This window comes from Neisseria gonorrhoeae (assembly GCF_003315235.1).
Classification (GTDB): Bacteria; Pseudomonadota; Gammaproteobacteria; order Burkholderiales; family Neisseriaceae; genus Neisseria; species Neisseria gonorrhoeae.
The window spans coordinates 22,183-34,832 of the sequence record NZ_QNRU01000022.1 but is presented as its reverse complement, the minus strand read 5'-3'; the positions used below and the strand labels follow the sequence as shown (position 1 = coordinate 34,832).

Sequence of the window (12,650 nt, the reverse complement as noted above, 5' to 3'; positions counted from 1 at the left end):
GGTCAAAAGCGCAAAAAGAAAACATCGCCCGGATGTTGTCGGGCGCAAAGGTATCGGAAGACGAAGCCCTGACGTGCGGCATCATGATGCGGCTGGTTGCCGCCAAAGTCCGCCGATACTGCGGCGAACATCCGGGCGTATTTGACGGCGCGGCAGGAAGCAGGCAGCTTGAACGGTATATTAAGCCGTCTGAATTTCACGCCGTGGAAATACAGCCCGAAGCCTGCAAAGCCTTGTTGCAAAACTACCCTGCCGCGGCCGGTAATCTCGGCAGGCGGAAACAAAAAAAGCCCCGAGTTCGTAAGCGTATCAGCCCTAGCCGAATGGCCCGACCGAATCGAAAGCAAAGCGAAAGACGAATGGGCAAGGGTGCGAAATTAAAATACCGGACAAATTAAAGGGTTTAATATGGATAAAGAGAAAGTCTTAGACAAAATCAAGAAATGTTTGGCTTTGGGTCGGTCGGCAAATGAACATGAAGCCGCACAGGCGTTAAGGCAGGCGCAGGCTTTAATGGAAAAGTACAAAGTAAATGCCGAGGATATCGCCTTATCAAAAGTCTCCGAACAGAAAGCCGATCGGAAAATGGCTTTTAAATTGGCAGGCTGGCAATGGGGCGTTGCAAATATGATTGCCGATATATTCGGGTGCAAATCTTACCAACGCGGGAAAACAATGATGTTTTACGGCATTGGAAATCGAGCGGAAACCTCAGCCTATGCCTTTGATGTAGTCTATCGTCAGATTTCCGCCGACCGCCGCAAATTTTTGAAAACCTGCCGGGCGGGAAAGCCCTCGCACAGAACTTATCTTGCCGACCGATTTTGCGGCGGTTGGATTGCGAGCGCTTGGGAAACAGTCAAAAAATTTGAGATGTCAGATGAAGAAAAAGCCATTATGGACGGATACAAAAAGAAAGAATATCCGGATATGGCCGAAGCAAGGACAAGAGATGCGAAATCGTCAATCCTACAAGGGTCAAAAATGGAATATGAGGCATTAACCCGAGGAATGGAATCGGGTAAGCAAGTGAAGTTACACTATGCCGTGAACGGTACGGGCTTCGTAAAACAAATCGGAGGGCAAACATGAATCGATACGGCGGCGGATGCGGAAACTTCGGCGGATTGGGGAAAGGATATGCCGAATATGAAAGACGCAATTGCCGCATGCCAAGCCGTAAAAAAGCGGAAACCCGGACAAATCGGAATCAACGGAAAGAGGATTGAAGACATGGAATACGAAGTATTCAATAAACGCCCGTCAAAAAAGCGGTCGGCGAAGCAATGGAGTCTTCCGACGTACAAGGGCGGATGGAAACACTGGCATTTGCAACCGCCCCGAAAAAAGGCGGAATCCGGAAATCCGGATTCGGCCGCGTTATTCTAATCAAAAGCGGGCATATAGTTATTCATAACGCTGATGGCGACAGCTTTGCCACCGGCTACGGCGTGATTGCCGCCGACATCGTCAGTCCCGATTTGAAAACAGACTTTGACATATTCTTCCCGCCGGAAAGCTTGTTGCGATATAAAAAAATCGGGAAGAAGAAATAGGCAGACAAACGACAGAGCCGTAAAAACGGCGCAAGATTAAACCGAACAGGAGAGTAAAAAAATGAACATCACCAAACCGGGCGCAAGGATAGACCGCCCGACCATCCGCGAACTGATTGCCTACGCAACCTGCCGCAACCACCCCATTTCAAACTCGACACTGCTGCGTATGGAAAAAGACGGACGGATACCGTGCCGTCTGAACCTCCCTCGCATCCCCCGTATGGGACACCCGCGAAGTTTTGGAAGCATTAGGGTTGCAGCAATAAAAAAACGCCCGATTAGGGCGTTTTCACATAATGCGGAAACAGCTTTCTTATCTACATTTCCACATAACGCAAAACACACAAAAAAATCATTTTCCGTTGTCGGCAAGCCTCAAAACATCATTCCCCCACCGTTCCGGCGCATCCTTACGCTCCTCCCAAAGCTCCGAGCGGTTGTAAGCCGTTTGCGTCCTCGTCCCCAACGAATGGGCAAGCAGCTTTTCCGCCACATCATTATACACCTTCAGAACCTCGCGCAAATAAGTACGCGCAAGCGAGCGCAAACCGTGCGCCGTCGTATCCAGCCCCGACCGCCGCATCGCCACGTGCGGACTTTCCTTATTGATATGCCCTTGAAAATTCACACTTTCAAACACAAACCGCCCGTTCACATTCAGCCCCCGCGCCTGATCCAACACCCACCGCATCGCCCGCGACAGCGGCACATCATGCCCCCGCCGCTCCTTTTTCCGTTCGGCGGGGATACGCCAAACCTCCCCGTCCAACTCCGACCACTCCATCAACGCCGCCTCCCGAATCCGCGTCATCGTCAACAGCAGCCAATAGATACAAAACCGCGTTACAGGATGGATATGCACCCTGCCCGCATAAACCGCAAATTCATTGCGCTGCTCCAAAAAATCAATCAGGCGCGGCAATTCGGACGGACTCAACGCCGTCATGTTTTTGGTTTTCACCCGTTCAAACACACCCGAACCGATTTGCGCGACAGGGTTGATTTCCATCATTCCCGAACCGACCGCAAACGCAAACACCATCTTCAGACTGTTTTTCGTTTTGCGCAACGTATCAACGATACCGCGCGCCTCCATCACACGCAGGCAGCCGACCACGTCCGCCGTCCTGACTTGACGGATATCAAGATTGCCGATAGCCGGAAAAACCCACCGTTCAAAATTCCGCATAACCTGTCCGGCATACTTTTCAGACCGCCCCTTCGACCAACGCACAAACCAATCACGCGCCACCTTCTCAAAAGCAAAATCCGCCCGCACCTTCTTATTGACGACATTTTCCCCGTGTGCCCGTTTTCGGCGCACCTCCTCCCGCCATTCCCGCGCCTCAGCCAGCGAGAAATCAGGATACCGCCCCAGCGAAATTGTCTGTTGCCTTCCGTCCTGCATAAACGACAGCTTCCAACTCCGTCCGCCCGTCGGGTAGACCCACAAAGCCAGCCCCCCGTCCGACAACTTATACAGCTTATCGCGCGGCTTCGCATTTTTAACCTGATTTGCCGACAGCGGCGTAATGATTTTCGCCATTATGGTAAATTCCCGTTTGTCCAAAATTTACCATATAAATTACCATAAAAAAATGCAATAAGAAGATGCCGCAAGATTGCAAATGATTTGCCTTGAAGCGTTATGATAGGTCAAGCCGATGATTTTTATATGGTAATCAACAAAACTTGAACAAAAAAGAACCGCCCTGAATCAGGGCGGTTATGTTTTCTGGCGGAAACGGTGGGATTCGAACCCACGGAGGATTTGCACCCTCAGCGGATTTCGAGTCCGCTGCATTCAGCCTCTCTGCCACGTTTCCGATAATGCAGTAAAACCAAATAAAAATAACAATATTCGCGGCTATTGCATTTTTATTTGGTTTTACGCTCAAAAATTGGCGGAAGCGGTGAGATTCGAACTCACGGAGGGCTATCAACCCTCGACGGTTTTCAAGACCGTTGCATTAAACCGCTCTGCCACGCTTCCGTCTTCTTGAAGAATAGGAATAATAATAAAGTTTATACATTTTGCCAAGCACTTTTTTTGGGAAATACTTAATTTATTGTTTTCACTTTATTTGTTCCGAACGCATAAACACCCATTCGCTTTCATTTGAAGCCGCGTCATTAAATGCGTAGCCTTCGTAATTAAAATTTTTCAGCATTTCAGGATCGGTAATATTGTGTTCTGCCGCATAGCGCACCATTAATCCTCGCGCGCGCTTGGCATAGAAACTGATAATTTTATATTTGCCGTTTTTTTCGTCTTTAAATATCGGGGTAATCAGCCGCGCCCGAAGTTTTTTCGTGTTGACGGACTTGAAATATTCCTGTGAGGCAAGGTTGACAAGCGTATTGCTGCCTGCTTGGGCAAGCGTGTCATTTAAAAGGTTGGTAATGATGTCGCCCCAAAACTCATACAAATTCTTGCCGCGCAAATTGGCAAATGCCGTTCCCATTTCCAGGCGGTAGGGCTGCATCAAATCCAGTGGACGCATAAGACCGTACAAGCCGGACAGAAGGCGGACATGGTTTTGCAGATATTGTATTTGATTGGTATTCAATGTGTTTGCATCCATACCTTCGTAAACATCGCCGTTGAACATAAAGACTGCCTGTTTGGCGTTTTCCGGCGTAAACGGCGTGTGCCACGCTGCATTTCGTTCGGCGTTTAGAAGTGCGATTTTGTCGGAAACGTGCATCAACTCTGCAATTTGTTGAGGGGCAAGCTCCCTCAGTTGGCGCATCAGGATTTCAGATTCCGCCAAAAGATCGGGTTGGGTAAACTCGCTGACAGGGCAAGGGTCTTTTTCGTTAAGGTTTTTCGCAGGGGAAAGGACAAAAAACATAATCCGCTCGGTATAGTGTCAAACGTCGGAATTTTAGATTTAAAAGCATCCTCAGGCAAGCCGATTGATTGTGATGTAAATACCGTTATAATAAATACATCTTGATAGTATTAAAAAAAGCCGTCAGGAAAAGTCCGGACGGTATTTTTTATTCTTTACCGATATAGGGAAACAATGGTTTCCGCAGCTTTGACACAAGTTGCGACATCGGCAACCAAAGCAATCCGCACATAACCTTCCCCGGGATTCCCCTGCTCGGTATCCCGTGCCAAAAAGCGTCCGGGCAATACTTGGATAGCCGCTTTTTGCCATAAATTTCGTGCAAATGCCAAATCGTCTCCATCGGGGACTTTCAACCAGATGTAAAACGAGGCATCCGGTAATTTAACGTCAAATACCTGTTGCAAAATGGGAATAACACGCTCAAATTTTTCCTGATACATACGGCGGTTGTCGATAACGTGTTGTTCGTCATTCCAGGCGGCAATACTGGCATGCTGCACGGGAATGCTCATTGCGCTGCCGTGATAGGTTCTGTAAAGCAGAAAGTTTTTAAGCAGCTCCGCATCGCCGGCGACAAAACCGGAACGCAGGCCCGGAACATTGGACCGCTTGGACAAGCTGGTAAACATAACCAGTTTGTCCCTGCCGCGTTTCAATTGCGCTGCGGCCTGCAGGCAGCCCAAAGGTTTGTTGCCGTCGAAATAGATTTCGGAATAGCATTCATCCGAGGCAATAATGAAACCATATTTATCCTGTAAATCAAAAACTTCTTTCCAGCCGTCCAAATCCGGCACGCTGCCGCTGGGATTGCCGGGCGAGCAGACGAACACCAGTTTGGTGCGTTCCCAAACCTCTTCGGAAATACTGCGCCAATCGGGGTTGAAAGACGGCGCGGGGCAATTGGCAAAATGGATTTCACCGCCGCCCAAAAGTGTCGCACCTTCATAAATCTGATAAAAGGGATTCGGGCTGACGATTACGGGTTTTAGGCCGTCTGAAACAGGGTTCAACACGGTTTGAACAAAAGAAAACAACGCCTCCCTACTGCCCAAAACCGGCAGAATTTCATTATCCGGATTGACCGTCAAGCCGTCATAACGGCGTTTTAACCAGTTCGCACACGCCTGACGCAGTTCAGGCAGACCCGCAGTCAGCGGATATTTTTCCAACTCGCGCAATGAGGCGGTCAGCGCATCCGTAATGACTTTCGGTGTCGGGTGTTTCGGTTCGCCGATATGCAGTGGGACGGCTTCCATGCCTTCAGGCGCGGAAATGCCCTGCATCGCCTCGCGCAGTCGGGCAAAGGGATATGGTTTGAGCTGCTTGAGTAAGGTATTCATGATTTTCTCCGGTTATCGGTATATCGGAAGATATGCCGTCTGAAGCTGACGCGCCCTTCAGACGGCATTCTATATCTTTAGTGAGAACCCGTACTGCCGAAGCCGCCCTCACCCCGGCTGCTTCCGACAAATTCCTCCACACGTTTGAAACGCGCCTGCACAACCGGCACGACAACCATCTGAGCGATACGCTCAAACGGCTTGACGGCAAACGGTTCGCTACCCCTATTCCATAACGACACCTTCAATTCCCCTTGGTAATCGGAGTCAATCAAACCGACCAAATTGCCCAAGACAATGCCGTGTTTATGCCCCAAGCCGGAACGTGGCAGCAAAACGGCGGTATATGCGGGATTCGCCAAATAAATTGCCAAACCTGTCGGCACAAGCAACGTTCCGCCCGGCTGCAAAACGACTTCCTCATCCAAACAGGCGCGCAAATCCAAACCTGCAGAACCCTCCGTCGCATAGGCAGGGATAAAATCCGCCATCCTCTCGTCCAACACTTTCATTTCTACTTCAATATTCATCGTCCTGCTCCTGCATACGGCCGGTTTCAAAGATTGGAGATTATACACAAGCCGTGTTTACGCTGAAACACAACAAACTGCTTTTGTTTTGAAACCATCCTCGACTGTCAAAAACATTCTGCCTGTGTATGATACCGCCCCGTCTCTTCATATATAAACATTAACATGACGCACACAGCCTCTCCACGTGATGAATTCATACGCGGCATCAAAGAAAGTTCGCCCATGCTGATTGGGCTTTTGCCTTGGGCATTGATACTCGGAATGCAGGCGGGCAAAAAGGTATGGGCCGGCTGGAAATGCTGCTGATGACGGGGATGAACTTTGCCGGCGGCTCCGAATTTGCAACGGTCAACCTGTGGGCGGCCCCTCTGCCGATACTGCTTATCGCCACCATAACCTTTATGATTAATTCGCGGCATATCCTGATGGGGGCGGCGCTTGCCACGCACATGAAAGAAATACCGCTGAAAAAAACCGTACCCGCGCTGCTTTTTATGTGTGATGAAAGCCGGGCCATGGCATTCTCCGAAATCCAAAAACGGAAAGCAGCCGGTTTGCCTGCATTCAATATGCCTTCTTATATGGGCGCATGCTTTATCCTCTACATTACCTGATAGGGTTTGCCGCCCTCGGCGCGGCAGTAGGGCCCGTGTTCGGCAATGTGGCCGCTTGGGGGTTCGGTATGGCGTTTCCTGCCGTATTTCTGGTTTTACTGAGGGGAATGTGGAAAAATCTTTCCGCATCAATACCTTGATTTGTCAACCTGTTTGTCGCATCCGCCGTTTACCTGACCGTTGACGGCGCGTGGTATGTTCCCGCCGGCACGCTGTCCGACCTGTTGTCCGCTTATTTTTGGAGTGGGCGGAAATGAAAAATTTATTGTCGTTCCCATCATTCCTGCTGTTTTCCTGTATGCTTGCCGTTACCTGCCCTACCCGGTTAATCGGCTTTTTCGCATTGCGTAACCGAACCCTAAGCCGCCGCGCCCAAACCATTATGGAAGCCGTGCCGGGCTGCGTCCTCATTTCCGTTATTGCCCCCTATTTTGTATCCGACAAGCCGCACGAACTTATTGCCATCGCGTTAACCGCCTTTGCGGCCTGCCGTTTTTCTATGTTGTTTACCGTATTGATAGGGGTCGGCTGGTCAGGCATCTCGGGATGGTTGATGGCATAATTCATTTCAAAATGCCCATAAAAAATACCGTCTGAAAATTGATCTTCAGACGGCATTGGCAAAACAGCCCTATTTTTTACGATTAGAGAAAGCTTCACAGCCGGTATTTGCGGACAAGGTCTCCGAATAGGCCTGGGCAGAAGCGGCATCACGGCATTTGTATCCGTCGCCCACGCTGTTCATCCATACCGACAAGGTATAACCCGTCCCTACCTTCGGAACGCCGACCAACCTGTATGCCCTTGGTTTTTCCGTATTGGCAAATGCCACCGAAACACTATATTTTTTGGCAATTTTCGGATTCATCTTATAGCCTGAGACAAATATTTCCAGTTTGCTCTTGATGATCTGATTATCGTCCTGGGGATTTTTCAAAATAAACTGTTTGAGAACATTGTTGATACCGACCATCTCCGTATAAAGCTGGGACTGATAGCCTTTTTCAATATAACTCTGATAAGAAGGTATGGCAATGACGCTGATAATGCCGAGTATCGTGACAACTATCATCATCTCAATCAATGTAAACCCTTTTTGTTCCATTTTATTGCTCATCATTATTGCCTACATAAGATTGAAGGACGACCACGGTATTGGCATTCTTACCCCAAGCCTTGGCAGTAACCCGATAAACATTTTGTCCGTTCTTCACGCCTAAATATTCGATAATATAGCGCGGCATTTTGCTGACGCCTGCCGTGCCTTTCTTATATTCCATCCCTTTATTGTCAATGCACAGGCTGGCAGAATTTGCAGGGCAAGAACGCTTCACCGCCTCAACGATGGGCTTGCCTTTCACCACGATATTGCCAAAAGCCTCTTCATTACCATTATTATTTGTCCGCACATTCACTGCGGTACACAGGCCGTTTTCACAGTTTTCGCTAAATGTAACCTTACTATCCGCAGTATATTCCAAATCCAAAACCTGAAATTCGCCTTCCCTCAAAGCCGCCTCGGCTAAAGACAAAGCCAATTTCCTGTCTGATTCGTTGGCACTGATCCTCTGTTCGGTATTGTAGGACTGGGCGGCAGTTACAACCAAAAAGGCCACGACTATCATCACCATCAGCACGATAAACAGTGCGGACCCCCTCTGTCCGTCAGAAGTCGGGATTCCTGTCAAAGTGTTCTGTTTGCGCATACATTTCCCCCGCGTATTGTCGCATTGATACGGTAAGCATAAATAATATTATCTGAAGAAGCGGCAATCTTGGCATCATTACCGCTATCCAATAAAACCTCCACCCCGGCAGGCGTAACAGAGCTGTCGAATTTATCCGTATATTTGAATTGTTCCTCTTTGCCGGCATCTTCATCTTCAGGACAACCGGAAACATAGATATACCGCACTTTCATACGTTTAACCTTTTTCACGAGCAACTGAGGATTACCCCACTCGCCCTTATCATCCAATTGGAAGCGGAACAAACCTCCCTCACCGGCAATCTTGCCGACCGCATAGGCATTGACCACATGCCTTTGACGCGCTATATTGCCATTTTGCTCCTTATCCTGACTCACAATCTTCAATTCTTTTTTTGCATCTTCTAAAGTAGGGATTTGCTTGCCCGGTTTCGATATTGCGGCACAGCTGCTGACGACGGTAGTCGCGGCGCTTGCATTAACATCATCGATTCCGTATTGAAAAATCAATGCGCTACTAACCTGGAAAAAATTCCGATAATTGATATTTGGAGATTCCGTTATGGGGATAAGTTTATTTGTACTGTTTGTACTGTTCCTTTTTAAGGAAAAAAGAGCGTTTTTTTGCGCCACATTGGAAAAAACATCATTTCCGATATGCTCAGACATATTGAAACAACCGAAGCTCCCCGCCATTCTTGCATCGCGGACAATCAATGTTGCCGCATTCCGCAAATCCTGTTGCTCGGCAAGACGCTCGTTTGCCGCATCATTTAATTTCCGGGATGTAAAGTAACTCGATACGACCGCTATCAGGACAATCACACTGAGCAGGCCCGCAACCAGAAATTCAACAATGGTAAAACCCTTCATACCATCATAACCGCCTTTTGGTACGTTTAGCATTTTACGTTTCATTCACGACCTCCGACCCTTGCCTGATAAGTATATACGATATTGTCGCCGCTCACCTCAAGATTCGTACGGGAAATATCCGAATCCCCTGCCGAATCATTTACCCACAATACTTTAATCAAAGTATCCCCGTTTGCCTTATTATCGCAATTTGGAAAAAAAGTACCGCCGGACAATGTCGGTGCCTTACCCGACGAATCCTTGCAGACAGCGTAATGAATATCTACCGCATCCGGCAAAGCATTTTTCAATTCATAACCGAACCTGTCCAACTGGGTCTTTGCCAAATCCTTCTTACTTATCAAATTATTATTATTAAGCTTGAAATCGCCGCCAGAGGGAGTGGGGGTGTACAACTCAGTGTAAAGATTATAGTTTTTCTTGTTGCCGTCCGGATCAATGGTCGGATTGATCAACATTCCTTCCATCAGGTTTTGCGTGATTTGGCTGACGATGGTTTGCGTTTCCGCTTCCCTGACGGAAGCGACCGTCCGCAGCTGCACGGACAGCAATGCCAAAATACCGATGGTCAGAACGAGCATAGCAACCAAGACTTCTATCAGCGCCATACCGGACTGGGGATTTTTCAGGCGCAAGCAATCATTATTCTTCATTTTTTATTTCCCAAACCGACTAAAACAGTCATTAATGTTTGCATACGGCGCGCGTATCGTTTTTACGACAAACTTCGACCCTGCCGCTGCTGTCAATCAAAACCACCGCCGAACGGAATTTCCTATCGGCATCTGAAACTGCTCTCGCATCTGTCAGCACGATTTGGATATAACCGTCAGAATAAACAAATTTGGAATTATCCTTGAGATTCTGATCGGACAAATAGCCGAATGTCCCGTTTTGGTTGAAAGTCCAAACAACACGGCCGGCGGTCGGCTGAGACGAACCGAAAGCGATATGGTTGAAGGCATAATTAATCCGGCTGTCGTCGGTATCATTCAACACCACGCTGCGGAGGAAAACATCCGCCACATCGCCGTCATATGCCTTATTGCCGTTTTTGTCGCCGAAAGCCAACATTCCCTGTTCCTTCTTACCGAGGTCGCATCGGTTGTTGCCCGTACCGTCTTTTTTAACTTGGGCAGGACAGATATAGACAGGGAGATTGAGCCGGACGGCTTCGCCCCTGGAAAAACGCAAAAGGTTGGCAACCTGCTCCGCGTGACTGGCAATGCGGCGTGATGCAATCCACCCACTCATATTGGGGAGGGCTATCGTCGCCATAATGGCTGCAATGGCCATCACGATGAGCAGCTCTGTTAGCGTGAAACCTTGTTGTTTTCGTGTACACATAAGCAATAGGACGTTAATTGGTAATGTATAGTGGATTAAATTCAAACCGGTACGGCGTTGCCCCGCCTTAGCTCAAAGAGAACGATTCTCTAAGGTGCTGAAGCACCAAGTGAATCGGTTCCGTACTATTTGTACTGTCTGCGGCCCGCCGCCTTGTCCTGATTTTTGTTAATCCACTATATTTTCAATTATATGCGGGCTGAATGCAAAAATGCCTCAAGACCGCGTTTTATTTTTTAGGGCAATCTCTAAGCATGATTTTAAACGATTTTGCCTGATTCCGCCTAATAAATTTTTATATAGCCATTTAATCTTCTATCTTTGCCTCCTCGGGAATATAGGCAGCATTGTCGAATTTGGTGAATTGTCCCGTCCATGTGAGGAAGATTTTACCGACGGGACCGTTGCGGTGTTTGCCGATGATACATTCGGCAAGGCCTTTCATGGGTGAGTTCTGGTTGTAGTATTCGTCGCGGTACATGAACATAATCAGGTCGGCATCCTGCTCGATAGCACCGGATTCGCGGAGGTCGGACATCATCGGGCGTTTGTCGGTGCGCTGTTCGACAGTGCGGCTCAATTGCGACAGGGCGATGATGGGGACTTGCAACTCTTTTGCCAGGGCTTTGAGGGAACGGGAAATTTCGCCAAGCTCGGAAGCGCGGTTGTCCGAACGGCCGGATGCCGCCATCAGTTGCAGGTAGTCGATGACGATCAAGCCTAATCTGCCGTCAAACCGGCGGGCGAGGCGGCGGGCGCGGGCGCGCAATTCGAGGGCGGTCAGATTCGGAGTTTCGTCAATAAACATAGGCGCGTCGGAAAGTTTGACGACTGCCTCGTTCAAACGCCCCCAATGTTCATCTTCCAGCCTGCCTGTTTTCAGGACGCTCTGATCCAAGCGTCCGACCGAACCGAGCATACGCATGACCAACTGCGCACCGCCCATTTCCATCGAGAAAACGGCGACGGGCAAATGTTTTTCAATGGCGACATACTCGGCAATATTGATGGAGAACGCGGTTTTACCCATAGACGGGCGGCCGGCGACGATAATCAGGTCGCCGGGCTGCAGACCCGAGGTTTTTTTATCAAGGTCGATGAACCCTGTCGGTACGCCGGTAACTTCATCGGGATTGTCGCGCGAATAAAGCATATCGATGCGCTGTACGACTTCTTTCAGCAAATCGGGCATCTCCAAAAAGCCCTGCTTGGATTTGGCGGTGCTTTCGGCGATTTGAAACACTTTGTTTTCCGCCTCATCCAAAAGCCGCCCCGCGTCCCTGCCTTGCGGATTGTATGCGCTGCGGGCGATTTCCGTCCCCACTTCGGCGAGTTGGCGCATAATGGAACGCTCGCGTACGATTTCGGCGTAGCGGCGGATGTTGGCGGCAGACGGGGTGTTTTGCGCCAGTGTAATCAGATATTCAAATCCGCCTGCCGCTTCCAATTCTTCGTTCCGCTGCAAATCTTCCTGAACCGTAATCACATCTGCGGGACGGCTCTCATTGATTAATTTGGTAATGGATCGGAAAATCAGGCGGTGTTCGTGGCGGTAGAAATCCTCTCCCGAAACCACATCGGCAATCCTGTCCCAAGCCGGATTTTCCAGCATCAAACCGCCCAAAACGGATTGTTCCGCCTCCATCGAATGCGGAGGCAGCGACAATGCGCCGACCTCACGGCCTTCAGGCGGCATAGCTGCGTAATCGTTCATGGTACATCCAATCTGTCATGCCGAAATTGCAATCTTCTATTATAACGCAAAGCAGGTTTAATTGGTTTCCATCACTCAAAACAGGTAGAATGCGTGAGCCG

Annotated in this window: 14 protein-coding genes, 2 tRNA genes and 1 pseudogene; 5 read left to right on the top strand and 12 right to left on the bottom strand. The window is 49.0% G+C overall.

The window, feature by feature from the left end; all coding sequences use genetic code 11:
* From DFR77_RS13830 to DFR77_RS09120, 3 genes are all read left to right on the top strand, one after another.
* The coding region (locus DFR77_RS13830; protein WP_050155372.1) for a hypothetical protein at positions 1 to 398 on the top strand (398 nt) is incomplete at its 5' end.
* Between the two features lie 10 nt (positions 399 to 408).
* Positions 409 to 1,092, top strand: a complete 684-nt coding sequence (locus tag DFR77_RS09125; RefSeq protein ID WP_003687929.1) for a DUF2786 domain-containing protein — start codon at positions 409 to 411, stop codon at positions 1,090 to 1,092.
* A gap of 194 nt (positions 1,093 to 1,286) precedes the next feature.
* The gene (locus DFR77_RS09120; RefSeq protein WP_003687928.1) at positions 1,287 to 1,556 is read left to right on the top strand and encodes a hypothetical protein; all 270 of its coding nucleotides are present in this window, start codon (positions 1,287 to 1,289) and stop codon (positions 1,554 to 1,556) included.
* A 355-nt stretch (positions 1,557 to 1,911) separates the two neighbouring features.
* Here DFR77_RS09120 and DFR77_RS09110 read toward each other — a convergent pair whose 3' ends face one another.
* The 6 genes from DFR77_RS09110 to dut form a co-directional block, all read right to left on the bottom strand.
* Positions 1,912 to 3,105 carry a tyrosine-type recombinase/integrase gene (locus DFR77_RS09110; RefSeq protein WP_033910493.1) on the bottom strand — a complete coding sequence of 398 codons (1,194 nt, stop codon included), beginning with the start codon at positions 3,103 to 3,105 and terminating at the stop codon, positions 1,912 to 1,914.
* 190 nt (positions 3,106 to 3,295) lie between these two features.
* A tRNA-Ser gene (locus DFR77_RS09105) sits at positions 3,296 to 3,385 on the bottom strand.
* Positions 3,386 to 3,461: 76 nt separating this feature from the next.
* Positions 3,462 to 3,552 (bottom strand) — tRNA-Ser (locus DFR77_RS09100).
* A gap of 82 nt (positions 3,553 to 3,634) precedes the next feature.
* On the bottom strand, positions 3,635 to 4,414 hold the full coding sequence (gene yaaA, locus DFR77_RS09095) for a peroxide stress protein YaaA (protein WP_003687925.1): 780 nt from the start codon (positions 4,412 to 4,414) through the stop codon (positions 3,635 to 3,637).
* A gap of 155 nt (positions 4,415 to 4,569) precedes the next feature.
* The gene (dapC, locus tag DFR77_RS09090; protein ID WP_113852108.1) at positions 4,570 to 5,757 is read right to left on the bottom strand and encodes a succinyldiaminopimelate transaminase; all 1,188 of its coding nucleotides are present in this window, start codon (positions 5,755 to 5,757) and stop codon (positions 4,570 to 4,572) included.
* 77 nt (positions 5,758 to 5,834) lie between these two features.
* Entirely contained in the window at positions 5,835 to 6,287 is a 453-nt protein-coding gene (gene dut, locus DFR77_RS09085) for a dUTP diphosphatase (RefSeq protein WP_113852107.1), read from the bottom strand.
* A 165-nt stretch (positions 6,288 to 6,452) separates the two neighbouring features.
* On the opposite strand from dut, the pseudogene DFR77_RS13100 reads away from it, so the two are divergent.
* Together DFR77_RS13100 and DFR77_RS09075 are read left to right on the top strand one after the other, a co-directional pair.
* Positions 6,453 to 7,161 (top strand): annotated as a pseudogene (locus DFR77_RS13100) (AzlC family ABC transporter permease).
* Positions 7,158 to 7,466, top strand: a complete 309-nt coding sequence (locus DFR77_RS09075) for an AzlD family protein (protein ID WP_113852105.1) — start codon at positions 7,158 to 7,160, stop codon at positions 7,464 to 7,466. Before DFR77_RS13100 ends, DFR77_RS09075 begins: the two are co-directional and overlap by 4 nt.
* A gap of 69 nt (positions 7,467 to 7,535) precedes the next feature.
* Here the strand turns inward: DFR77_RS09075 and DFR77_RS09070 are convergent, their stop codons facing one another.
* From DFR77_RS09070 to dnaB, 6 genes are all read right to left on the bottom strand, one after another.
* Positions 7,536 to 8,009 (bottom strand): PilX family type IV pilin, encoded by a 474-nt coding sequence (locus DFR77_RS09070; protein ID WP_211305724.1) that lies wholly within the window; start codon positions 8,007 to 8,009, stop codon positions 7,536 to 7,538.
* A 1-nt stretch (position 8,010) separates the two neighbouring features.
* The gene (locus DFR77_RS09065) at positions 8,011 to 8,610 is read right to left on the bottom strand and encodes a pilus assembly PilX family protein (RefSeq protein ID WP_113852103.1); all 600 of its coding nucleotides are present in this window, start codon (positions 8,608 to 8,610) and stop codon (positions 8,011 to 8,013) included.
* Positions 8,589 to 9,530: a PilW family protein gene (locus DFR77_RS09060; protein WP_113852102.1), complete on the bottom strand. Its 942-nt coding sequence runs from the start codon at positions 9,528 to 9,530 to the stop codon at positions 8,589 to 8,591. The genes DFR77_RS09065 and DFR77_RS09060 overlap by 22 nt, the downstream gene beginning before the upstream one ends.
* Positions 9,527 to 10,141, bottom strand: coding sequence for a type IV pilus modification protein PilV (gene pilV, locus DFR77_RS09055; RefSeq protein ID WP_113852101.1), 615 nt, complete (start codon positions 10,139 to 10,141; stop codon positions 9,527 to 9,529). The genes DFR77_RS09060 and pilV overlap by 4 nt, the downstream gene beginning before the upstream one ends.
* A 31-nt stretch (positions 10,142 to 10,172) precedes the next feature.
* Positions 10,173 to 10,835: a pilus assembly FimT family protein gene (locus tag DFR77_RS09050; RefSeq protein ID WP_113852100.1), complete on the bottom strand. Its 663-nt coding sequence runs from the start codon at positions 10,833 to 10,835 to the stop codon at positions 10,173 to 10,175.
* Between the two features lie 307 nt (positions 10,836 to 11,142).
* Positions 11,143 to 12,549: a replicative DNA helicase gene (gene dnaB / locus DFR77_RS09040; RefSeq protein ID WP_113852099.1), complete on the bottom strand. Its 1,407-nt coding sequence runs from the start codon at positions 12,547 to 12,549 to the stop codon at positions 11,143 to 11,145.
* Positions 12,550 to 12,650: the final 101 nt, after the last annotated feature.